At 40.3% G+C, this 25,549-nt stretch carries 21 protein-coding genes; 10 read left to right on the top strand and 11 right to left on the bottom strand.

Translation table 11 applies throughout. The annotated features are described in order from the left end of the window. Positions 1–38: 38 nt before the first annotated feature. The 9 genes from H5158_RS03650 to H5158_RS03610 form a co-directional block, all read right to left on the bottom strand. Positions 39–890 carry a pirin family protein gene (locus H5158_RS03650; RefSeq protein WP_145240193.1) on the bottom strand — a complete coding sequence of 284 codons (852 nt, stop codon included), beginning with the start codon at positions 888–890 and terminating at the stop codon, positions 39–41. Between the two features lie 446 nt (positions 891–1,336). Continuing rightward, positions 1,337–2,227: a DUF4097 family beta strand repeat-containing protein gene (locus H5158_RS03645; protein WP_182717532.1), complete on the bottom strand. Its 891-nt coding sequence runs from the start codon at positions 2,225–2,227 to the stop codon at positions 1,337–1,339. Positions 2,228–2,454: 227 nt separating this feature from the next. Next, positions 2,455–4,851 (bottom strand): PKD domain-containing protein, encoded by a 2,397-nt coding sequence (locus H5158_RS03640; RefSeq protein WP_182739469.1) that lies wholly within the window; start codon positions 4,849–4,851, stop codon positions 2,455–2,457. 317 nt (positions 4,852–5,168) lie between these two features. After that, positions 5,169–6,011: a DUF4198 domain-containing protein gene (locus H5158_RS03635; protein ID WP_182739468.1), complete on the bottom strand. Its 843-nt coding sequence runs from the start codon at positions 6,009–6,011 to the stop codon at positions 5,169–5,171. Between the two features lie 36 nt (positions 6,012–6,047). Beyond that, complete coding sequence (locus tag H5158_RS03630) at positions 6,048–6,551, bottom strand: DUF2271 domain-containing protein (RefSeq protein WP_145240201.1); 504 nt, start codon at positions 6,549–6,551, stop codon at positions 6,048–6,050. Next, positions 6,551–7,183, bottom strand: coding sequence for a PepSY-associated TM helix domain-containing protein (locus H5158_RS03625; RefSeq protein WP_145240203.1), 633 nt, complete (start codon positions 7,181–7,183; stop codon positions 6,551–6,553). Before H5158_RS03625 ends, H5158_RS03630 begins: the two co-directional genes overlap by 1 nt. A gap of 76 nt (positions 7,184–7,259) precedes the next feature. Then, entirely contained in the window at positions 7,260–7,655 is a 396-nt protein-coding gene (locus H5158_RS03620; protein WP_182730689.1) for a YbaN family protein, read from the bottom strand. 298 nt (positions 7,656–7,953) lie between these two features. After that, a complete protein-coding gene (locus tag H5158_RS03615; RefSeq protein ID WP_145240207.1) occupies positions 7,954–9,252 on the bottom strand; it encodes a porin in 1,299 nt (432 codons plus the stop codon). Positions 9,253–9,370: 118 nt separating this feature from the next. Then, a complete protein-coding gene (locus H5158_RS03610) occupies positions 9,371–9,865 on the bottom strand; it encodes a MarR family winged helix-turn-helix transcriptional regulator (protein ID WP_145240209.1) in 495 nt (164 codons plus the stop codon). A 335-nt stretch (positions 9,866–10,200) separates the two neighbouring features. On the opposite strand from H5158_RS03610, the gene H5158_RS03605 reads away from it, so the two are divergent. The 4 genes from H5158_RS03605 (at position 10,201) to H5158_RS03590 (ending at position 16,207) form a co-directional block, all read left to right on the top strand. Then, positions 10,201–11,052, top strand: coding sequence for a D-hexose-6-phosphate mutarotase (locus H5158_RS03605; protein ID WP_182739467.1), 852 nt, complete (start codon positions 10,201–10,203; stop codon positions 11,050–11,052). 68 nt (positions 11,053–11,120) lie between these two features. Further along, complete coding sequence (locus tag H5158_RS03600; RefSeq protein WP_182739466.1) at positions 11,121–11,693, top strand: PH domain-containing protein; 573 nt, start codon at positions 11,121–11,123, stop codon at positions 11,691–11,693. After that, positions 11,686–13,221: a PH domain-containing protein gene (locus H5158_RS03595; protein WP_182739465.1), complete on the top strand. Its 1,536-nt coding sequence runs from the start codon at positions 11,686–11,688 to the stop codon at positions 13,219–13,221. Before H5158_RS03600 ends, H5158_RS03595 begins: the two co-directional genes overlap by 8 nt. Before the next feature lie 145 nt (positions 13,222–13,366). Beyond that, positions 13,367–16,207, top strand: a complete 2,841-nt coding sequence (locus H5158_RS03590) for a PD40 domain-containing protein (protein WP_182739476.1) — start codon at positions 13,367–13,369, stop codon at positions 16,205–16,207. A gap of 44 nt (positions 16,208–16,251) precedes the next feature. Here H5158_RS03590 and H5158_RS03585 read toward each other — a convergent pair whose 3' ends face one another. Further along, a complete protein-coding gene (locus H5158_RS03585) occupies positions 16,252–17,391 on the bottom strand; it encodes a PepSY domain-containing protein (protein WP_182739464.1) in 1,140 nt (379 codons plus the stop codon). 300 nt (positions 17,392–17,691) lie between these two features. On the opposite strand from H5158_RS03585, the gene H5158_RS03580 reads away from it, so the two are divergent. From H5158_RS03580 to H5158_RS03565, 4 genes are all read left to right on the top strand, one after another. Next, positions 17,692–18,306 carry a PQ-loop repeat-containing protein gene (locus H5158_RS03580; RefSeq protein ID WP_149982258.1) on the top strand — a complete coding sequence of 205 codons (615 nt, stop codon included), beginning with the start codon at positions 17,692–17,694 and terminating at the stop codon, positions 18,304–18,306. Positions 18,307–18,387: 81 nt separating this feature from the next. Beyond that, on the top strand, positions 18,388–19,215 hold the full coding sequence (locus H5158_RS03575) for a hypothetical protein (RefSeq protein ID WP_149982257.1): 828 nt from the start codon (positions 18,388–18,390) through the stop codon (positions 19,213–19,215). Next, the gene (locus tag H5158_RS03570) at positions 19,212–19,697 is read left to right on the top strand and encodes a pilin (protein WP_182717523.1); all 486 of its coding nucleotides are present in this window, start codon (positions 19,212–19,214) and stop codon (positions 19,695–19,697) included. Before H5158_RS03575 ends, H5158_RS03570 begins: the two co-directional genes overlap by 4 nt. A gap of 18 nt (positions 19,698–19,715) precedes the next feature. Next, positions 19,716–20,504 (top strand): PhzF family phenazine biosynthesis protein, encoded by a 789-nt coding sequence (locus tag H5158_RS03565; protein ID WP_182739463.1) that lies wholly within the window; start codon positions 19,716–19,718, stop codon positions 20,502–20,504. 59 nt (positions 20,505–20,563) lie between these two features. Here H5158_RS03565 and H5158_RS03560 read toward each other — a convergent pair whose 3' ends face one another. After that, positions 20,564–20,806: a hypothetical protein gene (locus H5158_RS03560; RefSeq protein ID WP_182717521.1), complete on the bottom strand. Its 243-nt coding sequence runs from the start codon at positions 20,804–20,806 to the stop codon at positions 20,564–20,566. Positions 20,807–21,123: 317 nt separating this feature from the next. On the opposite strand from H5158_RS03560, the gene H5158_RS03555 reads away from it, so the two are divergent. After that, on the top strand, positions 21,124–22,302 hold the full coding sequence (locus H5158_RS03555) for an efflux RND transporter periplasmic adaptor subunit (RefSeq protein WP_182739462.1): 1,179 nt from the start codon (positions 21,124–21,126) through the stop codon (positions 22,300–22,302). A gap of 15 nt (positions 22,303–22,317) precedes the next feature. Further along, the gene (locus tag H5158_RS03550; protein WP_149982252.1) at positions 22,318–25,488 is read left to right on the top strand and encodes an efflux RND transporter permease subunit; all 3,171 of its coding nucleotides are present in this window, start codon (positions 22,318–22,320) and stop codon (positions 25,486–25,488) included. The last annotated feature ends 61 nt before the right edge of the window (positions 25,489–25,549 follow it).

Below are 25,549 nucleotides of genomic sequence, written 5' to 3'. Positions count from 1 at the left end.
AATACTGGCTAACTTATTATGCCTTAAAATACTGTTTACTATAGCGGAATAAATTCTTTATCGTCACCAGGGATTTTTGGGAAACGTTGAGTTTGCCAGTCTTGTTTTGCCTGCTCTAAGCGTTCTTTGCTATAAGCAACAAAGTTCCAATGCAAGTATGGGACTTTTTCAAATTTATCGCCACCGAGCAAAATAAAGCGTGCATCACTGGCAAAGTGAATATCAGTATCGAGGTTATCAAGTAGGATAAAATCACCTGCTTGATAATCCTGTTGACCCACGGTAACGCTTCCATAAATAACATATAACGCGGTTTCTTGCTGTGGGTTAGGCGACTTAATTTGACTATTGGCGCTGCCAACCACATCAATATAAAACATGGGGGAGTAGGTTTTAACTGGGGAGCTTAATCCGTAAGCTTCACCAACAATTAAGCGCATCATGATACCTTCATGAATTATGTGTGGTAGTTGCTGTTTTTTTATATGGGTGAATGAAGGCTCAATCTCAGTCATATTTTCTGGTAGCGCAATCCAGCATTGTAAGCCGTCAATATGATGCGGGTTAGCGCGCACTTCAAAGCTTTCTCGTTCTGAGTGAACAATGCCTTTACCTGCCGTCATCCAGTTCACATCGCCTGGGTGGATTTCTAAATTATTACCTAGCGAGTCGCGATGTAAAATGCTGCCGCGAAATAAATAAGTGAGTGTTGATAAGCCTATGTGCGGGTGAGGGCGAACATTGATCCCTTGGCCAACAGGAAAATCGTTTGGTCCCATGTGATCAAAAAAGATAAATGGTCCCACCATTTTTTTATCAAAATTAGGCAGTACGCGCTTTACGTTTAAGCCACCAATATCATGTTCAGTTGGGTTGAGTATTTTAGCCATGTTTTGCTCCTTAAAGGTGACCAAGCAGAGTCACGTTGATTCGATTAATTGAATACATAAGTTATAGCCCTAACAATAGATGATCACTTAATTTCGAGTATCACTATTGATGCTTGATTAATAATATACTCACGTTAAAAGAACGAAAATTAGTAAAAATAGGCGTTAATATTCTTTTTTAAAGAATTTTAATGGTGTGTTGTATGGCACTAAAAGGAGCTTTATGCGTAGTAAACAGTGCTTACTATTACTTGTTGATGCTTTTAATGCAAAATACCGCAGGTAGGGAAACTAGCGACGACACATTTACGCTCATCAAGCATTGCGATAAGACGCTGAGGGTATTTGCGATTAGCAAAATATAGCAGTTGTTGTGATCACACGACCGACAACACAAAATTAGACAGTAAAAAACGGCCAATTACTTGGCCGTTTTACATCAAGAGTTAGTTAAGTTTTACTGGGCCGTTGATATTATCGATGCTCAAATCACCAGAGCCAGCGTCAATGATGGTGATACCTTTACTGTCGTTAACACGAATACTGCCTGAGCCATCCTCAATGGTGACTAGGCCATTTACATGTTCAACATAAATATCACCCGATTCATCTTCAATGGTGATGTAACTGCCTAGAGTTTTGGCATTGATGCTGCCAGAGTTATCGTCAATATCTACGCTGCCAGTGATATTAGTAAGGGTTATATCACCCGAATCATCTTCAATAGTCATATTGCCAGCAACGTTACGTGCAGTAATACTGCCAGAGTCATCACTGATCTCTACATTACCAGTAATATTTTGCAGATCGATATCCCCTGAATCATCGTCAATTGTGACGTGATGACCTTGATCAATACGAATGCTCCCTGAGTCGTCATCTATAATGATATTACCTAGTACACCAGCAATATCTATATCGCCAGAGTCATCGTCAATCTCAAGGTTAAATGAGCTTGGCACAGTAATAACTAAATCAATACTGGGTGAATTACCTTGATATACCACTATTCCTGATGAACTATAATTTTTTGCTATAAGTACGGCTTTATCGCCTTTTTGTTCCAGAGTAAGTATGTAAGGGTCATCACTTTTTGCTGTATAAATAGTGGCATCTACGCTGATGTTAGTTGCTGTGGTTGAGCCGATCACTTTAAGTGAACCCGCCTCAGCATTAATACTTAGTTGCTGTAATTGTGACGCTGATATTGAGCGTTGCTGCTGTTGTTGTATATTGGCTGACGAGGTTGAAACATGCACAATACAGCCACTGAGAAACAATAGGCTAGTGGCAATAGGAAGGGCTTTGGCTAGCAAAGAAAGAGGTTTGTTGATCATTATTTATTTTCTCATTGTTAATTATATTTTACGATTTGCTAATTTATAGCAAAAACAAAGCCAAAATTTAATGATTTGTTTTTATTGGTTTTTATTTTTATTATCAGATAAGTATAGCGAATAAGTGGTCAAAAATACCAAATTTAGGGTTGTTCTTAATATTCTTTAGATTGGATCTGGAAGGTACGCTAAGCCACTTCAACACGCGTGAAGTGGCTTAGTTTTTTCTAATTATTACAAATGGTGATTATCGCTAAGTTTGGGGGCGACTGAGAGTAGTAAATAGCAGTACTTGAATAAGATGTATTGCGCACATTGTCTTCAACCACGGTTATTTCATATGTTGCAGTTACAGGGAGTGCAATATTTAGTGTGCTATCTAGATATGTGTTATTACTTTTTTGTAATATCAAAGGCTTGGTTTCATCATACTGAGCCTGAAAACTATTCGACGTTAAAATAGTATCGATCATTTTAAAGCGCAGATTTACGGTGTCGGGTCCAGTAAAATCAGGACAGACGAATACAGAGACTTCTACATCTTGAAAAACCGGTAGGCTTGTTTGATTAATATTAATGATAAAATCATTTTGTGTTATCGCTGCTGAACTATACTCGCTAGTTGCCAGTCTTTCATCTGCTGTAGAAATACTAACAGTTGCGCCCTGTTCAACACTAACTATTGCCTCAAAGAAGCCGCTGCTATTTGTAGTATGCTGCTTACCATTTATCATCAGTATAGCGTTATTGATACCAACTTTAGCTACGTTGGTAATTTGTCCTTTAACTATGCCTGTTAGTAAAGCGGAATCGGTAGCAGAGATCGCAAACTCCATTACAGCTGCATTGCCCTCAGCATCAGTAACAGTAACAGTGACATTATAGCTACCTATAATATCAGGGGTAAATTCAGCGACGCCATCTTTTATGTTTACCAGTGCTGCATTTGACTCATTAGGCTTGGTAAGCCCCCAAGTATAATTAAGATTGGTCTCTTCAGGGTCGTAACTTTGGCTAACATCAAATGTTACTATATTACCAACAAAAGCCTGACGTAATTGTTCGCCTTTAGAAATAATGACTGGCTTTGCATTGTCTCTAACTATGATAGTGATTGTTTGCGTATCGGAGTCTTTATTACCATCATTGGTACGTAACGAAATAACAAAACTTCCTGCACCTGATGCTTTAAAGTAAGGTTTAGCAACGTCTGTGTTAGAAAGCGTAGCACGTCCTAATGGCGATAAAATTTCCCACTGGTAGGTAAGCTCTTTGCCTTCAGGATCTGTGCTTTGTGAGCCATCAAGTTGAATTTCTTCATCGACTAAAATAGGTGCTACATCAGCAATAATCGCTGTTGGTTTTGCATTGGCTTGAGCGTGAAGAACGCTTATTACTTGCTCAGAATTAAGCTGTCCGTCTGATACGATTAATGTGATCACATAATCACCTTCAATATCAGCACTGATAGAAGGGGTTGCTGTCGTACCTTGGATTAGCTGCGCTTTACTATTCTCAGGTCTGCTTTTTATCTGCCAAAGGTAGCTTAAGGGTTGCCCTTCAGGATCGTTGCATTGTTCGCATTGCAGAGTAATATTTTCAGCTAAGTTAATGTTTCTCTCAGCTACAAGTTGTGCAATAGGAGCTTGATTTGCTATCTCTACAGTTAAAGTAACTGTGGCGGTATCAGTTTCACCATATTGATCTTTAACTGTTAGTGAGAGCGTGTACTCACCGAGGTCTAAAGAAGAGAAGCCTGCGGTATTGCTTAAGTTATCAGTGAGTGTCGGGTTGCTATCGGCAGGTTGTGCGGTAATAGTCCACAGATAACTTAGTGTATCACCTTGATCAGGGTCACTGCTTTGCTTGCCATCTAATGTGACTATGCTGCGAGGAGCGACGGTTTTATTTTGTACTTTAATAACCGCTTGAGGAGCTGAATTTTCGTATAAAGACTCACTTTTTATCATTACCTCGTTGCTTGCTGTTTCCCCCAGTGAATTAGTAATGGTTAGCTTTATTGCGTAAGCACCTGTTTTATCTGCAATGAATTTGCTGGTAACGCTATTATTATTTTCTATGATTGCATTGCTGGTAAGAGGCTTTGCCGTAAACTGCCATAAGTATTTATTTATTACACCGTTAGATGTGCTACTTAGCGCACCATTTAATGCAACCACATCACCTTGTTTTACTGTTTGAGTAAGTCCTGCATGAGCAATTAATTGCGTTGGGTCGGCTTTAATTTCAATTAATTTTTCAACTGGGGCGCTCGAAAGTTTGCCATCGCTCACAACTAAAATTAGTTTATAACTCTTTGCTTCAGCAAGTGATACTTCAACTTTATTTTCATTATCAACAGCAAGAGCGATCTCATTTTGTCCGTCTGCAGTGGTTAAGCGCCATTTATAAACTAATGAATCGCCGTCGGGATCGCTGCTTTTTGTACCGCTAAATGTTAGCGCGGTATTTACCCGCATTTCACCGGTTGGTGCACTGATCATGGCAACGGGTTTATTGTTAGTGACTTTATTGGTTGGTTTTTTTTCTGAGTCACCACCTCCTGAGCCACAGGCTGTGAGAGTTAGGATCAAAGCTAGCTGGATTAAAAAACTCCATTTCATATTACTTTCCTTGTTGTTGGTTTTGTTGTGTTTAGTGGTACTGTAAAGCTAAGCCTGTAGTGCTTGCTATTAAATTTAAATGAGGATTATTTCTGGTTTGAATTAGGTTGGTATAAAGTCCATTTTTCATAATATTTATTTCAGTTAAATATTTTATAGTTATGTTAATTTAATTGTTTATAATATGAACCCAAAAGAGGGAAAATAAAAGAATTAAATTCAAATTTTAGAAAAATTTTGGCGCTAAGTTGTTTATGTGTTTATTTAGAGTTGTAGGCCAAGCTAAGTTACTTGGCCTTTATTTTTAATGAGGGGTTTTATTCAGGTGCTACATCTAAGGTAGTAAATAATGAATAACGTACGCTATCGATACCTTTTTCAGTTGAACCTTCGCTCACACTTGCTTCAATCAGGTATAGTCCAGGGTGTTGCCATGTGTTAGTGAAAAAGCCGTTTTTATCTGTGGTTACTTTAACTTCGCCACGTTCGTTACGATAACGTGTATCACCTTTTAAGATGGCAAGTTCTATGTTGGCAGCAGGTTTACCGTCTTTTAATAACTGAAAACGTGCCTCTTCACCAACAAATAAATCATTAGGATGAGTCGGGCCGCTGATCTCTAAGCCTTGACCAAGTAGCGCAGGTTTTGAGGTGCCGTTGCGGCTTACAAATGTATCTACCGTTGCAATCGATTTTGTGGTTTTAATATCGGTTGCATCAGCTGGGATATCTTTACTGTCTTTAGGGCCAAATGCACGGCCACGTTCGCCTTTGGCATCTTTATAAAAAGTCATTAGTCGTGGTTCTTGGCTCATCGTTATATGATAAGTACCTTCCCCAGCTAGTTTTACCGCCGCTGAATTTTTACGTTGCAGATAATATGCACGAATTTTATCGCTAACTGGTTTGCCATCAGGGCCGATTGCCATAATCAGATTATCATCATATTCCGCGCCTTTTTGTGCTGGACGATATGCTTTATCTGGTGCGAAAATTTCATTCGAAATACTGGCATCGATCATCACATAATGTGCTTTGTCGCCTGAAAGAGATGTGTGCGAAGGCACTAACCAGCGAGCATGTGCATTGGCATAGCTAGATGCTAGGGCAGTGAAAGTAAGTGCGCCGATAAATGCGCTTTTAAGTAAATTGATTTTCATAGTCTTTCCTTATTTAAATTGTTTTAGCAGCTACATTTACTGACTTTTAATGGTGACGAAGCTTTGTGAAAATTCATTGGTGCCATCGATGGTGATCTTGCCGTCTTTATTTAGATCAAGTTCTACACGGGTGTAATCACGACCACCTTCTTCGCGAACGACTTCTAAATTAAGTAAATACTTGCCTGCAGCTACGGCTTTGCCATCTAGATCTGTGCCATTCCAGTTAATGGTGTAAGTACCTGGGCGCTTTGTTGCACCTGTTACACCATCAAAGTTAGCGTCACTTTTTCCGGCTTTACGCCACCACTGGCGTAAGTCTTTAAACCATTCTGCTTTTTCAACCCATAAGGCAACCGTGGTTACATGCTTACGCTCTGGGGTTTCTAGCCAAACCGCGACATAAGGTCGATGGTAAGGTTGTACGTCTAGATCAGGTAGGGTTAGTTCTATTTCAAGTTCAGCGGCATTCGCATGAGGTTGAAACAAAGCTGCTGTAAATAAAACAACAGCGCTTATTAAGGTATTAAGTTTTAGCATTAAGACACTCCTTTTAGTTGCGGAACCCAGCATAAATAAATGACTGCTGGTGTTGCGACCCCAAGCACTGTTAGCCATATTCCTACTAAGCGTTTTTTTCTATTTTGAAATAAAATAATCATCCCGGTGATAGCAAAAAAAATCATTAACACGGCTGATATATCAATCACCCAGCTCCATGCTTCGCCGCTATGACGGCCTTTATGTAAATCGCCAATTAAGCTTAAAAAGCCGCCAGTTTGATATTCGAGATTCAGTTCGCCACTGATGAAATTAAGTTCTGCGAAGGCAAAACCTGCAGGCAGTGGGTAGTCGAGCATCACGAGTGCATCTTCTTTTTCCCAGTCGATACTTTTTACTTTAGTTAAGCCATATTGGTTGGCTAAGTAAGCTTCTATTTCAGGGTATAAAATGGGTAAGGTTGCTAGGTTTTCTTGGCCCTGCTCAAGTAATGCACTTGGGAGTGATGTGGTTAGTTGCCCATCACTTTTATCGCCTTCTAGCCAATCAACATGATTAAGTACAATCCCACTGACAGAAAATAAAATAAGCAAAAACAGCAGTGCTGTTGATAGATAAATATGCAACGCACGACTGGTACTATATAAAGTTCGTTTATTTATTAACGGCATAAATAATTTAGTAGTTAAGCAATATTATCTACATGGTAATGATTTGCATTAGTTATCACAACATTATTTACGAAATTTACATTGGTAGGTATTTTGAAGGGCGAGAGAGTAAATAAATCATAACCGCTATTTCGATGCCGGCTACCAGCAGTAAAACCCACCACGGCGGTGCACAAAGCAGCAATACAATAAAGCCAAGTGACATACCAATACCCGCAAACCACTTCGCCTTTACGGGTACTACTTTGTACTTTTGCCAATGGCGTAAGGTTACGCCATAACGAGGATGATTGAGTAACCAAGCAGCGAGTTTTGGGGACGAGCGAGTAAAGCACGCTAATGCCAAAATGAAAAAAATAGTGGTGGGCATCACAGGTAAAACAATACCTATAATTCCCAGCCCAACCAAGGCTAGTCCTAATAGTTGATAGCCAATACTTTTATAAGTGGCTAAAATTACTTTTAAATTCATGAATAGACTTGTGCCTGATAAAGTTGAAAACGGCTAAATGTTTGGCAAGCAACGTTAAACAATATGCTGCTAGTTTACTCAGCATTGTCAGTTAATTGTACTCGATGACGTTATACTCTGCCACGTTCAGCGCCTCAGCTTGCGATTCAACCTGATGCCGCTGTTCTTTTTATATCCTATTATGAGTTGATGGGAATGTAATTGCTTGCAGTCATTGCTTACAGCGTTATGACGGATGAGTTTATGAGGGGGTAACCTCTTAAGACTAACCCCCCTAATTACAGGCTGACTTTAAAGATTAAAAGTAATAGCCAATATTAATATTAAATCGACGCTCGGTTTCATTACTATCACCGGCAACAGAGCCACCTACAAATGCTTGATTGCGGGCATGAACTAAATCAAAGTAAGTGAACAAGCCGCCAGCCGCGACGGATACCCCGGTAACATTCATCCAAGTATCGGCAGTGTCATCAGACTTGTTATAGATCGCGCTGTAATCATTATAAAATTGCAGGTTGCTTACTGGACCCCATTCAACCGGTACGCTGTAAGCGACATTAAAGCTACTGGTGGTTGCATCGGTCGCAATAGAGTCATAAAACCCATATGCGCCAACCGCGATACGATTAGTGTCATCGATATTGTAGTCATATTCGCCATGCTGTAGCTGAATATTCCAATTATTGATAACGCTGTTTACATGCAGTGCCCATGCGTTGTAACTTCCTGCGCGGTCTTGGCCGTCATGTAAGCCACCGGCCAAGCCTGATATTCCGACTTCTGTGGTCATGCCTTTGCCGTGTTCAAAGTAATAGGCGTAGCGGCCGGCAAAGGTATTATACTCACCAAGCCCTTTGCTCGGTTCGGCATAAATACCCTCGTCGACGGTGCGACTACCAACAATATCGTACGAATAGCGATGGCTGCGATCTTCAACATAACCATCGACACCACCGAGTTCGTCATTTTTGAAAAAACCTAAATCGAGCTGCCAGTTATCAGCTACTTTACGTTTAAACATCACGCCTAAATCATGATCGTCTTCTAAACCAACGTAGTAGTTTGCACTAAAGAAATAGTTATGGGAGTTATAAGGATCATTACCAAACGGCACTTTTGTGATACCTACTTGCACTTGCCAGTCGTCAGTAAATTGATAGCCTGCCCATGCTGATTTTATTGCGGTCATGTAATCAAAAAAGCGGATCTCTCCGCCGATCAGCACTCCACCAATATCGCCAGAAACATTTAAACGGAAAATATCAAAATCAAAATCGCCACCACGGTTTTTATTGCCGTCATCATATGAGGTGTGACTGTAGTTAGTACGAATTGCACCACCAAATTTAACTCCGGATAGGGCTGTTTCGGTATTATCTTGAGTTTGCTTTGCGATAGTCTTGGTCTGTTCTTCAAGCTGTTGATTAACTTTAGCTTGTTTTGCTTTTTCAGCCGCAAGCTGCTGTTGCAGTTGCTGCATCTGTTGTTGGAGTTGAGAAAGTTGAGCTTGCATAGCATCAATGTCTGAAGCATATGAGGCGCTGCTTGTTGCGCCTAGCATAGTCGCGAAAGCTAACTTTGATAGTTTAAGCATGATAAATCGCTATTCTTGATATAGGTCTGTATAGAATAGACTAATTGTACCTTTAACCCAAGTTAACTAACCATGCGTTCTAGGGTAATCATTTGTTTAATATGATTTTATAAACTATTTATTCGGTGGGTTTGCCTTCAGCGGCGCGGGTCAGCACACCAACTTCTAATAAAGGAGCTGCATCTATACTTTGAGCATCCATCATAGTAGCAATACGCTGCATTGATGATAGTAGCTGGCTTTGTTCCCACTCGTCTAAGGCTGAGAACTTTTCAATAAAGTGTTCTTGTAACGGTTGTGGTGCTGCTTGCAGAATCGTTTGACCATTTGCAGTGAGGTAAAGACTCACTCGACGTTTGTCTAATTGGCTGCGAACACGCGTCACTAAATCGCGGTTTTCTAAGCGATCCAAGATATTAGTTACAGTTGCAGGACTCAGGTTTACATTTTGGGCAATGCGACTGGCTGTAATACCATCAGTTTGTGCTACTTCAGTCATAATTAATAGCTGCGGACCGGTAAGGCCGGAGATTTTATTTAACTGCTTAGAATGGAGGTCGATCGCGCGGATCACTTTACGTAAAGAAACCAATAATTCGTCATATTTTTTCATTTTTATCTCATTCGCAGATGGTTTGCGGTCAAGGCGCTCGCGCAATCAATAAATATTACACATCTAATAAATAGAGTTCAAATAGATAAGGTCGATTTATACTGTATTATTGGCTTTACACAGAACTGTGGCTGTTTTTTATTTGTTTTGAGTTGAAATTAAATTTAGTTCATTTGCATATTATTTAATTAAACGTTTTTGGTGCTGAGCTTACCTATAAGTCATGACAGAGTGAAAAATTGTAAATTTGACATAAAAACTCACTAAATAATATTTACTAATTGGTTGGGGATTGGGTAAGGTGAGATAGGTTTTTCATTTTTATGGGACGTATAATGAAGTTATCTCCATCTGTAAGCATCGAACAAACTGACACTGGTTTAGAATATATCAATGTTGCAAGCGAGCTTTGTAGCGCTAAAATTTTTCTACAAGGTGCACAACTCACTGAATTCACGCCAAGTGGCAAAAAGCCATTAATTTGGGTATCAAGCGAAGAAGATTACCAAGAAGGTAAAAGTATACGTGGTGGCATTCCTATTTGTTGGCCATGGTTTGGTGTCAATCCAAATCCTGAGTGGCCAATTCACGGTGTAGCACGTACGAGCTTATGGCGAGCAGATGAAGTTGCAGAGCAAGACGATGAAATTCGAGTTAGCTTAACCTTGCCAATGGCACAAGTTGATGAAACCTACTGGCCACACAAATCAAAGCTAAAGGTTGAATTTATACTAACTAATCAGCTTGAAGTGCGTTTAACAACCACTAATTTAAGTAACCAAACTATTACTTTCACGCAAGCGCTGCACACTTATTTTCCAACCCCTGCTATTGAAGAAACTCAAGTGGATGGGCTGCAAGGTTCCAAATATATTGAGTTTAGCGAAGGCCCGTTTGATCAAGATGGACTGGTTGGTTTTGCTCGTGAAACAGATATGGTTTATACCCAAGCCGCAGTTATCCAGCGTATTATTACCCCGGATGGAATTATTGAAGTCGGCCGTGAAAACTCCAGCTCTTGTGTGCTGTGGAACCCGTGGATTGATAAGTCTAAGCGTTTATCTAATTTTGCTGATGATGAATACCATACAATGTTGTGCCTTGAAGCGGCAAATGTAATGGATGATAGTGCGATTGTAGCGCCAGGCGAAAGTCATACCTTAGCGACGACCATTCGCTGGGTGTAATATAGGGCCGCAACTTTGCTATAAATCAAAGCCAACGTATCAAATCGTTGGCTTGTTAAGGAAAAAAAGTGTTCGAAAACCACCAACTGGACGTCTTACCCCAACATCAACAAATAGTATATAAGCCACTGGCAGATAAAGCGTTGCTGCACGCTCAGCTTAACTGGCTGCTGTTTTATCTACCATTAACTGCAATATTAGGCGCTGTTTGCTTTTTTAATCAGGAGTTTGCAGCACTGGCACAAACGAGCTTACTGATTGGTTTACCAATTATTTTAGCTTTATCGCTAGCTTATAACGTTGTCAGTATGCGACTTAAAGGAATTGCTATGCGTGAGCATGATATAGCTTATCGCAAAGGCGTTATTTGGCAGCAGGTGACGATTTTACCTTTCTCACGAGTGCAGCACACAGAAATACATCGTGGCCCTTTGGAGCGAAAACTGGGCTTGGCTAGCTTGCGTTTGTATAGTGCTGGCGGAATGAGCGCCGATCTCAACATTAGTGGCTTAAGTCATGATGATTGTAAAAATATCCGTCAGTATATTCAAAAGTACACTGAAGCAAAACAAGTATCTAACAATACCAGCAATCAAGCCGGTGATAGTGTATTAGCTACTGATGAGTCGTTAAATGGATAATTTGAAATGGCAGCGTGTTTCGTCTTGGTCACTGGTTTATTTTATCGTGCATTTTGCTTTCCGATTTGTCAAAGACGGTGTATTTAACTTACTACCTATTATGGTTGTGTTTGTTACGCAAGTTGAAAATAAGTGGTTTTGGGGGCAAGTTGCATTAGCGGTAGCGATTATTAGCTTGTTAATTTATTCATTTTTTTACTATATTAATTTTCGCTTTTGCATTACTGATGAGCATGAAATATTACTTAATAAAGGGGTGTTTAAAAAAGAGCGTTTAACCTTGAACTTTTTGCGAGTGCAGAATGTTAATATTGCCGAACCGTTTTATTTTAAGCCTCTGGGTTTGGTTAACTGTATTTTTGATGCCGCTGGCAGCACTAGCCAAGAGGCTGTATTACCCGGGGTTACATCGCTATATGCAGAGCAAATGCGCGAGCGAGTATTGGCTTATAAAGAAACCCAACAACAAACTGCAGCTAAGCAGCAACCTGAAGATACACATACCAACGAACCACAACAATGTTTGCTGCTGAGCAATAAAGAAGTTGCAAAATTTGGCTTGATGTCGAATATGGCTATTTTGGCATTAGCAGCGCTTGCACCTTTTATGAATGTTGTGCTGGAGTTTTTAGAAAAAGCGGTGATCAATCGCCTAGAATCATTCTATCAGCAAGAAGTGGGCGTGTTGGTTGATGCTGCAGCACTCGCTGTGTTTTCAATACTTGTGCTTGTTGTGTTGGTTGCCGTTTTATTATCGGTATTAATGTCATTAATCCGCTTTTATAATTTTCAGCTTTACTTTCAGGCCGGAAAATTTAAACGCATTGCTGGATTATTAGAGCGTCATCAGTTGTCGGTGAGTCTTGATAAAGTACAATCTTTGCTGATTAAGCAAAACCTAATTGCACGACTACTTAAACGTTATACCGTGCAGTGCTTGCAAGCAACCAGCGGCGGCTTTAGCGCGGGCGCAAAGAGCAAACAAAGCTTAGTGATGCCAGTGCTTTCACTTGAGCAAGTAAAACAAGTTTGTCAGTGGGTACATCCTTGGCTTAATTTAACCAGTGATGATTTTAAAGCACTCAACTTTAAAGGTGTCGAAAAAGCGTTACTGATCAAAAATCTATGCTTTTATGCTTTGTTACCGAGCGCTTTAATTGCATTTATGGGCTATGCAGGACAAGGTTACAGCCCGGTATATGGCCTGCTTTGTGCTGTATTACTAAGTTCCTTGGTGTACTTATCATATCGACGATACGGTTATTATTTTTATCAATATCAAGGGCGATATTACGCAGTGTTTCGCAGTGGCATGATAAGTGTGCATTATCGAGTGTTTGAACTATATAAAGCGCAAAGCACGCGCGCAGTAAGCACTTATTTTATGCGAAAAAGTGGTTTGAAGAGCTTGTCTATACAACTCGCTGCGGGCACAGCGACTATGCCTTATATCAAAGCAGAGCAAGCCGATGAAATTATCGACTTTATTCTCTGCCAAGCTGAATCTGATCAACGAAGTTGGATGTAATTCACCGCTTTCAAGTTCTTAGGATGGTATTTTATTAGGCGATAAAGCGTAATAGCGGTAACTCACGTTTTCTTACATTTTTATGCTCTCTTTTTAGGCTAAGTTATGACAATAATGGATTTAAAATAAGAGATCAGGGAACATGATGAAAAAAACCTTACTCGCTACTTCGTTATTATTAGCCACACATACACAGGCCGCCGTGCAATGGCAAACTATTTATACCGAACACTTTAATGTTCATTACAGTCAAGAAAATGCAGATTGGGCACGCTCTGCGGCCAATGAATTAGAAATCGTCCGCAGCAAAGTGCTTGAGCAACAAAATCGTGCTTTAGATGAGGCGGTTGATGTGGTGGTGTTTGATCCACTCAATGCCGCTAATGGTTTTGCATTACCGGTTTCAAATAAGCCATTGATGGCGCTTTTTACTACACCACCGCAGTCAGATACAGTGATCTCAAATAATAGTGGTTGGCAGCAATTACTGGTACTGCACGAATATATTCATCTAGTGCATTTAGCACAACCTACCCGCAGTAAATGGCGTCAAGAGCTCAGGAATATTTGGGATTTATACGATATAACACACAGCGAGATGCCTCGCTGGGTGGCAGAGGGTTACGCAACATTACTTGAATCGAAAATGACGGGGCGTGGTCGGTTATTTGATAACTACAGCGAGGCGATTTTAATCGAATTTGCTCAGCAAGGTGCATTGCCCCGCTATGATCAGTTGAATAGTACAGATGGTGGCTTTATGGCTGGCTCTATGGCGTATTTAATGGGCGCCCGATTTTTAGCTTGGCTAGAGAAAAACTATTCAGAGCAAACCCTTGATGCTGTTTGGACGCGTATGCAAGGGGTTAAGCAACGCGAATTTGATGACGCATTCGAAGGGGTCTTTGGTGACTCTGCGAGTAAGTTGTATCGACGTTTTATTGCTGAGTATACCTATCAAGCAATGAGTAAAGAAAGAAGTGAACAGTCACTTACTAGTGAGCTTTGGTTGGCGTTAGATCACTATGCTAGTGGTCCTGCTTTATCACCAAATAGCGAGCAACTTGCAGTGGTGGAGCGTGATCAAGACGGCAAGACTCAGTTAAAACTCTACAGTACTGAGGATAACCTCAAAGCTGCAGAAGAGTTTAACCAAGAGCAACAAGAGCTACTCGCTGATGATCCTAAAGATGTTGCTGATAAACCACCCAAGGTGTTTCAACGTAAGCAAAAGCAAGTCTTGAATCAAATCAATCGTGCGGGTATTCAAAACCCACAATGGCTAAATGACGACGTGTTGTATTTTTCAGCCTACAGCAACGTAGATAATATTGATAATCAGCGTATATCAGATATATTTAGCTGGGATACGCAAACCGGTGAAGTTACCAAACTAACTGATTTAGCTGGCCTGCGGCGCTTTAGTATTGCAGATAATGGGCAAACACTTTATGGAGAACAGGTTAAAGGGGGTTACTCAGAGTTAGTGCGAGTTGATTTACAAACCGGTCAAGCTCAACCATTATTCGAAAAAAGTCTAGCAACGGTTTACGATTATCCTGTAGTTAGCCCCAATCAACAGCAACTCGCCTTTCTTAAAACTGAGTTTAATCATAATTGGCAATTGTATATACAAGATATTGATGGACAAAAATCAATTGCTGTACCAATGCCTAAGGGATATCAATACTTATCACAACCAAGTTGGAGTGCGGATGGCAAGCAGCTTTATTTTGTTGCAGGATTAGCTCAGGCAACGGATATCTACCGTTATGATTTAACTACACAACGTTTGTTCAAGCTGACTCAAGGCCAACAAGCGGTTGCTAATCCACTCGCATTATCTGACGGGGATTTACTGTATTTTTCAATCAGTAGTGATGGCCCTGACATTATGCAGCTACAGGTAAATAATAACGAAGAAGAAATCACCGATTTTGCAACTAACAGTATTGCGCCTTTGTTGCTTGTGAATGAGCACACCTTGCCAAAAGCTCAAATATATCAACAACCCATTGGTGAGCAAACGCACTACGATATTTGGCAGCAAAAAGCCACTTTTGCGTTAGGTGAACAATATCATTCAGCCTCCGCGGCATTATTTTCAGCGAGTATTAAAGGCAGCGATTTACTCAAGCAATTAGATTGGCAGCTGGGCTACAGTGTTGATTTACATGACACTGCACTGCAAGGCATTTATGCCCAAGCACGCTACAGTGCGCTTGCAATCAAGTTTGACAGCCAGTTATTTTCTTATGATTTGAATGCTAGCAAGCAATATCAGCATAGCCTGTTGGCTGATCAGTCAGTGCAAGGCGGCTATATTGCTGCCAGCCTGCCACTGAGCTTTGGAGAGTTTAAAGTACAGCCAGAACTGGCTTATAACTACTCAGAGATAGATGATGCAAATATCAAGCAAGAGCAGAGTTCACAGTGGCTTAGAGTCGGCTTGAAGCAATCTTGGAGCTATGACAGACAAGATTATGCCATCGGCCAAGCGATTGATGCGCGTTGGTATAGTGGCGATAGCGACACGCAGAGTTGGCAGGGCTATGATGTTTCTGCGCAGCTATTTGGTAAAGCGCTGGCAATCCCGATGTATGCTAATTATAGCCAGCAATATAGAGATGATAGTGAGTTGCGATTAGGTGGTTTTAGCTCTTCGTTGTTATCAAAAAATATTCGCAGTGACCTTGTTTTTGCACCTGAACTGCCCTTTTACAGCGCTATTGGCAAACGCTATCAAGGTTATGGTGGAGGTATTAGCTGGGCAGAAGGCATGCCATGGTTGTACTATCAACAGCATCAGATTGACCAACAGGTATACGGGCAAAGCTATGGTGTGAAATGGCAAGGCCCCTTTAGTTTTGGCTTAGGCCCTGCAGGCCTCAATGATGTGAAACTTGATTTTGGCCTAGTCAGAGTAGAAGGCGACAGCTTTGATGATGAGCTTAGAGGCTGGCTCGGGTTTTATTATTCGTTGTAAATTAATGGAGGCTCCAAGGAGCCTCTTCTATCGCTTTGTCTAAGTTAAGTATTTAATGCTGTCGCTGTTCGCCTTTGCTCGCGATTTCTTTGTGATTGTTTTTTACGGTTACGGCGGCTAAGCCACAAGTAAAAACCAGTGCCTGCAAGCCATACTGGGCTTAGGCCAATCACGCACCATAAGATTTTACTGAGTAAACCGGCAAAATAACCAAAGTGTAATTTTCTAAAGCTATCAATTACTTTCCAACCAATGCCGACTTCGCGAATATCCCAGTTAGCTATATGTTCACCGGTTTTTTTATCATAAGTAATGGTGTTGGCGTATTCGCTTGCCAGTGGATTGTTGCTATCAACTTCACCAAATAGCGTAATGTTTTCGTCAGGCTCCAGTGGCATAACTAAAAAAGTACCATTAAATGTCGGGATTTGTTTTTTGCTATCATCCAGAATGGCTTGAAAGTTAATGGTATCGCTATGTAAGTTTTTGGTGAGTATAAAATGCTGTTCTTCTGCGTGTTCGACTACTTCGTGATACCACACAGCCCAATTAAAGTAGCCGCCAGTGATCGCCAAAATTAAAATAATGGGTGAGCCAAGTACCCCTGTCATTTTATGAATATCGCTTAGTACAATTTGCAGCGTCGCCTTGAAGCGTACTGAAAATAAACGTTGCCAAAATTTACGATAAATTATTAAGCCTGTAACGCCGAGGATAAATAGAAAGATTGCAAAAAAGAACCCAAGGACGGTGCCTGTTTGACCAGGTAGAGTTTTTAAATCGTTTAGCAAAAATGTGTAATGCAGTTCTAAAAACCAATCTGTGAAGTAGTGACTAGTGCTAACTGGCTGCGAGAGTATTTCGCCAGAATATTGATTGATATGAAATTTATACCAAGTGTCGGTACCGCGTTCGATTAAATAAACCCGATCAGCAGTATCATCATTAAATATTTCCCAACTACCTACTACATAGCTAGGAAATTCATGCTCAGCAACCGCTATTAATTTATCAATGGGTTTGCGTTCTGCGTGACTATCAACGACAAAGTGACTATCTGGCATGAGTAAGCCATCAATTTCACTTTTAAACACTAATACGCTGCCAGTTAGACTGATCACAATAAGTGGAATCAAAGCACAAAGCGCAATCCAACTGTGTATTTTAAAAAGTGTTTTTCTCATAAGGCAAAGAGTCGTCAAAATTAATTTGTTGCATGATAACAATTATCAATGTTATTTCAATTCTATGCGATGAGATGTTTGCTTACTAACGGCAAAGTGTCAGTCGAAACATGGAAACTGTAAGGTTAACTTGCCGCAGGAGTAGTGAGCTTATTTTGTACAAATGGTTGCTTGTTTTTATAGGACCTTTACAATGCCGCGCCTTACATAAAGCATATAAAAACAGTGGTTTACACTGACTTATTGTTTTGTTTATAAGTTGCTAACTTATTAATCAATTACTAACGAACGAGGTCTACTTTGGCGCATTACCTGCCTATTTTATCATCATTTATTTTAGTGTTTAGCTTTTTACCATTACTAAATAAAATTCGTAAAAACCGCAGTGTATCGGGGTTGTCATTATTAATGATGACCTTTGGGGTGGCGCAAAGTATTTATTTTATTGCATTTAATCTCTTTTTTGAACGTTACTACATGGTACTACCGTTTGTGGTGACCGGGTGTTTAAGTGGCTTAATCTTGTATTATTTTGCTCGATATAACGCCAAAACTAGAGAGCGAACTCAGTTGGCCGCTATGTTAGGTTTTTCACTATTACCGTTTTTACTGCTAGTAAACCCACAGCTAGAGACTGCTAATGTACTTACTTGGCTTACTTTTGTTGGCTTAATAATGAGTTCGGTGCGAGTCATGCCGCAAACCTATAAAACGCTGCGCAGCGGAGATATAAGCAACTTAAGTGCTCGTTATTTTAGCTTACAGTTTATTGCTGGTGTGTGTGGTTTATTTGCAGAATTAGCGATGGCAGCACCAAGTACTTCGCATCTTTTAACATTTGTGATGATCTTACTGACTAATGCTGCGCAACTTGGTTGTATTCAATATTATAAAATGCGCCCTGCAATAATATAGAATTGTTTGTTTTAAAAACAAGCGATTCCAAAGTTACTGTTTTTATGGCAAATTACCTTATCGAGATAAAAGGGATAAGGTATGAATTGGAATCAACTAGGTTACTTATGTCGATTATTTTCGCCATTAAGTAACCTTACACCTGCACAGAAAAAGCAACTAAGCAGTGCCGAGCATTTACGGGTTTATAAAGCTGGGCAGCACAGTAGTCAATTAGCTACAAAATTATCAGCACAGCTTATTGATAACCGTTGTGAACACGAGCAGCAAAGACTTGCGTTATGTTATGAACAATTACCAAATGCAATTAGTACTAACGGCTTTAAATACGGGAGCAGATTAAGCTATCTGGTATTTATTTTTACTGTTTTTATTATCATTAGTCTGATTTATCAGGTTTTTGTTATACCTTCCTTTTCAGCTGTATTGAGTGACTATCATGCTCAATTAAATAACTCGCTTAGTGATGTGGCACAATTTTGGTATATATTTGTATCTCTACAAGGAATGCTTCTTTCATTAATTTTGCTCAGTGTTATACGCCTAAGCCAAATAGGCAATCTACTAAAAGCAGAACCATCATCAAGCTTTATCGATTTTATTATCCCCAAAAAAATTCGCCAGCAACACAGCGAGCTAATTGTAATACTTGAATTTCCTGTAAACGGGGCAAGTGAAAGTATTAGTTTCCCCGAGGTTGAGCATTTACAAAGTTGTCAGTTACATGGCTTAGATATTAGTAAAGAATTTGTGCTTTTAATAAAGCAAAAGCTGGCGGTGTTTAATCAAGATGCTAAAAGGTATTTGAATAAACTCATTACTATTTTCACGATTACTTTAGTTATTGCGATTGCATTATTTTTGAAAGAGGCTTATCGGCCTATCTTCGCATTGGGAGAGATCATATGAAAAATAAAGGATTTACCCTAATTGAGCTAATGGTTGTGATTGCTATCATAGGCATTCTAGCTTCTGTGGCATTGCCACAATACAGTAAATATATACAGCGCAGTGAGCTTGTAGACCCCTTAGCAATGGCTGCCGTTATACGAGAAGATGTAACGACTTTTTATTTAGAGCAAGGACGATTTCCATCAAACAATGAGGAAGCCGGTATACCTGCGAGTAAGTTTTTAATTGGCAATCGAGTAACTGGTATTGTCGTTGATGTTGGGGCTATTCATATTAGCCTTGGTAATAAAGCGTCAGTGCCTTTGCAGGGGACGATATTAACATTTCGGCCAGCTGTGGTCACGGGTAGTCCGGGTAGCCCTATAGCTTGGTTATGTGGCTACGATCAGCCAGTCGCAGGTATGCAAGCAATGGGTGAAAATAAAACCACCGTACCCAAAGATATTTTGCCGTCATCGTGTAAAGAACTTAAATATTAAAATATTCTAGGTAAATGAATGCAACTGACTATCCATCAAGTAGACGCTTTTACTAACGAATTATTTAAAGGCAACTATGCAGCGGTTATTGATTTAGATAATTGGCTTGATAATGAGCTGATGCTAAACATTGGCGCAGAAAATAACGTATCCGAAACCGCGTTTACTTGTCGTCAAGCTGATGGCAGCTACGCTATCCGTTGGTTTTCACCATTAATGGAAATAGATTTTTGCGGGCATGCTACACTCGCTGCGGCATTTGTGTTGTGCGAACAGCACAATATATCGCAAATTCGTTTTCAAGCTGCTGCAGTCGGTGAGTTAGTTATTAATAAAAATAGCGATGGCAGCTTTGCCATGACTTTTCCAAAACAAACTCCTTTTGTTACAACAGAAATACCCTCTGAGCTATTTACTGGCTTGTCTATACAACCCGTTAAGGTGTTGAAAAACCAACAAGCTTACTTTGCTATTTATGATAGTGAGCAAGATGTGCTAGATCTTAAAACAGACTCTGCGCTGCTTAAAACATTGTTTCCGCTAGATGTAGTTGCAACCGCACCAAGCGCAAAATACGACTTTATTTCACGTTATTTTTGGCCTGCTAATGGCGGTGATGAAGATTACGTTACCGGCTCAATTCATACCGGTCTTGCGCCTTATTGGGCTAAAGAGTTAGGTAAAACCTCGTTAAGTGCTTATCAAGCTTCTAGCCGTGGCGGACATCTGCATTGTGAAGTTGCTGCGCACACAATTACTGTAACTGGCCATGCTGTGCGCTATATGCAGGGCACCATATATTTATAATGACTATTTAATTGCTACCTTGCGGTAGTTTAATGGTGATTTGCGCGCCATGCGCTGTGTTAGCTAACTGCAGGGGCACTAATTAGACGCTCATAGCGTGATGCATATTGACCATACACCGGCGTCATAATATCAATATCACCTTGTTGGACGGTCACCACATTGAGCGTACTCGCATTTAGCTGCGGCACAGCAGGTTGCACAGCAAAATAGCTGATGCTTGCAAGCAGTATGAGTGCGGCAACAATGAGGGCTATTTTAACTTTGTTTAGTTTTGTGGTTTTTTCAATATTAATATTCATAATCTACAAATCTACGTGGTTGATAGTGTAGTTAGTGAAAGTTTGATGCCAGAAATAAATACTGTTTATTTTCAGTTTGTTAAGTATTTATATAGTGATTCTAAAGTGATAGCTGTTCGATATTGAACACGCAGGTGTTCGGTTTTGAAAATAACAGCAGCCGCAGGAGATAGATTTATTATCCGAAGTTCAGGTTATTTAAATAAGGACTTTGAATCTTTTTGATACGGTTTTGTAACAGTTCCTTACAAATGTCACGTTAATGTTTCATTCAGCTCTGTTATTATGGCTTTAGTAAAATATTTAGGGGACTGATTATGCGAACAACGATATTGAAATGGACACTTCCATTTGTCGCGCTTGGCTTAGGAATTGTTGGCTTTGTGGGAATTAATGCGATTGCCCAAGAGCCAGAAAAAAAAGAAATAGTCGACACTCGGCCGGTTGTAAAAGTTGAGGCTGTAGCTGCCAACGATCATCAAGTGATTATTAATAGCTATGGCGAAGTTAAGCCACTTGAAAGCACGCGTTTATCAGCGCAGGTGTCGGGTGAGGTTGTTAGTTGGCATCCTCATTTTGTTGTTGGTGGTATTGTTGCTCGTGGCGAAACCTTATTTACTATTGAGAAAGATAACTATGAAGCGGCGTTATTACAAGCCCAAGCTGAACTTGCTCAAGCAAAATCACAGTTAATCGAAGAGCAAGCACAAGCACAAGTTGCGGCGGATGAAGTAAAGCGCTTTCCTGGTAAAGAGCGTACTGCATTGTTTTTACGTGAGCCACAAGTGCTTAGCGCGCAAGCATCGGTCAAGTCAGCGCAAGCGCGATTAAAGCGTGCGCAACGTGATTTAGATAATTGCGAAGTAACAGCTCCTTATGATGCACTGGTTGTAAGTCGCGATATTGGTGTAGGCCAGTATATAAATATGGGCACACAAATCGGTGAGTTAAATAATATTGAAACAGCCGAAGTGATTATTCCGATCGCTGGCTTTGACAGTGTGTTTTTACCTGAGCGAGTTAAAGGCATTACTGCAACGGTAATAAAAACCGGTTTACATGGGTTTACGCGTCAAGCTGTGGTTGATCGTGATTTAGGTATTGTTGATAGTGCTACTCGTATGAGTAGCTTAGTTGTTCGTATAGATGACCCGTATGGGTTAGTTAATAAACAGCAGGCAATTAAATATGGCAGTTATGTACAAGTCAATTTTGCTGGCACTATGCTTAATAATATCTATCGCTTACCGCAAGAACTGGTGAATAACCAAATGGTATGGATTGTTAATGATGAGCAGCAACTTGAGCCACGTAAAGTGAAAGTGATCCGCGAAGAGGGCGAGTTCTTTTATATTAGTGATGGCTTAGAGGCTGATGATCAATTAGTTATTACCTTACCTGAGTATCCGCAAAAAGGCATGGCAGTGAAAATCGCTGGTGTGCAGGATGTTAAAAAAGTTGATGCACTCGATAGTGCAACCACTGAAAAACTATAAAGGGTAGACTGCGTTATGAGTAACACTGAACTACCAAATACACCAGACTCAACGGTTGAAAAGCAGACCGGTATTATTGCCTACTTTGCTAATAACTCTGTAGCGGCTAATTTAATGATGGTTTTCATTATAGTAATGGGGATCATTAGTTTTTTAACTATCCAACGACAAATGTTCCCGAACATTGAAATTAATTACATTACAATTAATGCGAATTACCCTGGCGCGTCACCGCAAGAGATGGAAGAAAGTATCCTAGTTAAGATTGAAGAATCTTTAAAAGATATTACCGAAATTAAAAAAGGTGTATATCGCGCATTTCGTAACGGCGGCAGCGCCCAGTTAGAAATCAATACTGATGCAGAGCTCACCGATGTACTGGATAAAATTAAGTTGCGGGTTGATGGTATCGCTACTTTCCCCGCAGGCATGGAGCCGGTCACCATAAGTCAAATAGAGTTTCGCCAAGATGTAATAGGCATGACATTAGTTGCCGACCTACCACTGAATGAGCTCAAACCGATAGCTAACCGCATTGAAGATGAGCTATTACAGCTATCAAATGTATCACTGGTGGTCAATGATGTACCACTGGATGAAATTGCCATTGAGATTGAACCAGACACATTACGTCGTTACAACTTAACCTTAAGCGAAGTCGCTGATGCTGTGCGTCGTTATTCAGCCAACTTTTCAGCAGGACAATTAAAAACCGATGCTGGGGTTATTTCTGTACGAGTTGAAAACCAACTGTATTCAGGTGAGGAGTTTCGCCAAATACCAGTAAAAATTGGTGATAACGGCGCTAAAGTTTTACTGCAAGATATTGCAATTATTAAGGACCAATTCACCGAAGGCGAACGTTACTTTAAGTTCAATGGTGAAAATGCCGTTTATTTATCAGTAAAAGCGACGGAAGAGCAAAGTATTATTCCTGTTGCGGATTCAGTTAAAGCGTTTATTGATCAAAAAAATAAAGACTTACCGCCGGGTGTCCGCTTAGAGCCATTAATGGATATGACCTATTACTTAAATGCTCGCTTAGATATGATGGTAAATAACCTGATCCAAGGTGCAATTTTAGTCGCTATTATGCTTTCTTTGTTCTTACGCTTTAAGCTTGCGCTATGGGTAATGATTGGCTTGCCGGTATGCTTTTTAGGCGCCATGATGATGATGCCGCTGTTTGGTGTAACCATTAATATCTTGTCATTATTTGCCTTTATTATGGTGCTAGGGATTGTGGTGGATGACGCCATTGTCATCGGAGAAAGCGCCTACACCGAAATAGAGAAAAAAGGCGGTGGAGTTGTTAATGTCGTTAATGGCGCTAAAAAAGTCGCAACCCCAGCAACCTTTGGGGTGTTAACCACAGTTGCGGTATTTGCGCCATTTACGTTATCGACAGGCCCTGAAAGTGCATTCTTTTTTGGGATCGCAGTCGTGGTTATGTTGTGTTTAATATTCAGCTTAATAGAATCAAAGCTTATTCTACCTGCACATATTGCCCATACTAACTTCCCGCCAATTAAGCCAGATAGCTGGCGAGCACGTTTTAATAAACGCTTTTTTGGTTTTGTAAATGGACCATATCGACGTTTTATAGTGCGTTGTGTAGAGTGGCGTTGGGCGGTACTGTTCTCGTTTATTTCATTACTGATCGTCACTTTTGCCTTGATTGCATCAAACAATGTGCGTACTGGTTTTATGCCGAAGATCCCGCATGACTATCCGCAGATCAACTTAGAGATGAATGATAATGTCTCTGATATACAAACCATTGAAGCAATTCGTGAAATCGAAGCTATGGTGATTGCCGTTGATAAAGAGACTGAGCGGGAATATGGTCAAAAACTAATTAGAGATGTACTCGTGTTTAACCAAGGTCGTACTGAAGCGCAAATACTCGCACCATTAGTTGAAGAGGATTTACGTCCTTATAACGCGTTTGAACTTTCTCGTCGTTGGCGTGAAGCGATGCCAACCATTGCTGGTGTTAAGTCGCTTATTATTTATGACGATGTGAATGCTCAAGGTGGTGGTGATGGTGAGTTTGGTTACTTGTTATATGGCTCAGATATCGACACTTTAAATGATGCCGGGCGTCGTTTTATTCAATTATTGCAACAACAAGACGGTTTGTTTGATATTAGCTCGACTATTGACCCTGCCAGCAAAGAAGTGCAAATGAGTTTAAAACCTGTGGCTTATGACCTCGGTTTAGACTTAGCCTCAATAGCAAATCAAGTTGGCGCAAGTTTTTACGGTGGTGAAGCACAGCGTGTTATTCGCCGTGGTGAAGAAGTGCGGGTGATGGTACGTTATCCAAAACTAACCCGTGAAGCGTTTTCATCGCTCAAGCATGCAGTTATCACCACACCGCAAGGTAAAGAAGTGTTGCTTGGTGATGTGGTCGAGCTGACTGAAAAACCGGGCATTAGCTATATTCGCCGTGAAGGTGGTTATCGTACTGTGTATGTTTATGGCAATATCGATGAAGAAGTGATCGAGCCAAATGAAGTAATTACACAAGTAAAAGACAAGCTATTACCTCAACTAAAAGAAGAGTTCCCAAGCGTTAAATCAGAGCTTGGCGGTGCTATTGAAGAGCAGCAATCACAAGCTAATCAGCAAAAAATGTTCTTTTTTGGTGGCATGATTTTAGTATATATCTTGTTGGCTGTACCTTTGAAAAGCTATGCGCAACCTTTGATTGTAATGTCGGTGATCCCGTTTAGTTTGACGGGGGCTGTATGGGGGCATTATTGGTTTGGCTTAGATCTAACCTTAATGTCTGGCTTTGGTATCATTGCCGCAGCGGGTGTAGTTATTAATGATTCGCTGGTTATGACCGACTTTGTTAACCAAGCTCGCCGTGAAGGTATCGCTATCAAAGATGCGGTGATAGAGGCCGGTTGTGCCCGCTTTAGACCAATATTGCTGACATCAATCACGACCTTTGCGGGCGTATTGCCGATTATGTTTGAAACCAGCTTACAGGCTAAATTTGTAATACCTATGGCTGTAGCGCTTGGATTTGCAGTAATGTTTGCAACCTTAATCACGTTAATATTAGTGCCGTGTTTGTACATCATAATGAGTGATGTAGGTAAGGTGTTTAAAGCTTTATTTAATGAAATTATGCTCTTATTTAAAAGTAAACAAGGGCCGCAGTTAGATCGTTAGTTTCAATTTGTTACTACGGACTTTAAAAGCCAATACGTAATGTATTGGCTTTTTTATTTTT

The sequence above is a fragment of the Pseudoalteromonas sp. SR45-6 genome, from assembly GCF_014163545.1.
In the GTDB taxonomy this organism is placed as follows: Bacteria; Pseudomonadota; Gammaproteobacteria; order Enterobacterales; family Alteromonadaceae; genus Pseudoalteromonas; species Pseudoalteromonas rhizosphaerae.
The sequence above is the reverse complement of the archived record's forward strand: the minus strand, read 5'-3'. Positions and strand labels throughout refer to the sequence as shown.

Bases quoted from the DNA above. Each gene is read 5' to 3' on its own strand.
- H5158_RS03630 (WP_145240201.1), bottom strand. From the start codon at position 6,551: ATGCTAAAACTTAATACCTTAATAAGCGCTGTTGTTTTATTTACAGCA.
- H5158_RS03610 (WP_145240209.1), bottom strand. From the start codon at position 9,865: ATGAAAAAATATGACGAATTATTGGTTTCTTTACGTAAAGTGATCCGC.
- H5158_RS03555 (WP_182739462.1), top strand. From the start codon at position 21,124: ATGCGAACAACGATATTGAAATGGACACTTCCATTTGTCGCGCTTGGC.
- H5158_RS03595 (WP_182739465.1), top strand. From the start codon at position 11,686: ATGGATAATTTGAAATGGCAGCGTGTTTCGTCTTGGTCACTGGTTTAT.
- H5158_RS03620 (WP_182730689.1), bottom strand. From the start codon at position 7,655: ATGAATTTAAAAGTAATTTTAGCCACTTATAAAAGTATTGGCTATCAA.
- H5158_RS03585 (WP_182739464.1), bottom strand. From the start codon at position 17,391: ATGAGAAAAACACTTTTTAAAATACACAGTTGGATTGCGCTTTGTGCT.
- H5158_RS03560 (WP_182717521.1), bottom strand. From the start codon at position 20,806: ATGAATATTAATATTGAAAAAACCACAAAACTAAACAAAGTTAAAATA.
- H5158_RS03625 (WP_145240203.1), bottom strand. From the start codon at position 7,183: ATGCCGTTAATAAATAAACGAACTTTATATAGTACCAGTCGTGCGTTG.
- H5158_RS03570 (WP_182717523.1), top strand. From the start codon at position 19,212: ATGAAAAATAAAGGATTTACCCTAATTGAGCTAATGGTTGTGATTGCT.
- H5158_RS03575 (WP_149982257.1), top strand. From the start codon at position 18,388: ATGAATTGGAATCAACTAGGTTACTTATGTCGATTATTTTCGCCATTA.
- H5158_RS03590 (WP_182739476.1), top strand. From the start codon at position 13,367: ATGAAAAAAACCTTACTCGCTACTTCGTTATTATTAGCCACACATACA.
- H5158_RS03605 (WP_182739467.1), top strand. From the start codon at position 10,201: ATGAAGTTATCTCCATCTGTAAGCATCGAACAAACTGACACTGGTTTA.
- H5158_RS03550 (WP_149982252.1), top strand. From the start codon at position 22,318: ATGAGTAACACTGAACTACCAAATACACCAGACTCAACGGTTGAAAAG.
- H5158_RS03640 (WP_182739469.1), bottom strand. From the start codon at position 4,851: ATGAAATGGAGTTTTTTAATCCAGCTAGCTTTGATCCTAACTCTCACA.
- H5158_RS03650 (WP_145240193.1), bottom strand. From the start codon at position 890: ATGGCTAAAATACTCAACCCAACTGAACATGATATTGGTGGCTTAAAC.
- H5158_RS03645 (WP_182717532.1), bottom strand. From the start codon at position 2,227: ATGATCAACAAACCTCTTTCTTTGCTAGCCAAAGCCCTTCCTATTGCC.
- H5158_RS03615 (WP_145240207.1), bottom strand. From the start codon at position 9,252: ATGCTTAAACTATCAAAGTTAGCTTTCGCGACTATGCTAGGCGCAACA.
- H5158_RS03565 (WP_182739463.1), top strand. From the start codon at position 19,716: ATGCAACTGACTATCCATCAAGTAGACGCTTTTACTAACGAATTATTT.
- H5158_RS03635 (WP_182739468.1), bottom strand. From the start codon at position 6,011: ATGAAAATCAATTTACTTAAAAGCGCATTTATCGGCGCACTTACTTTC.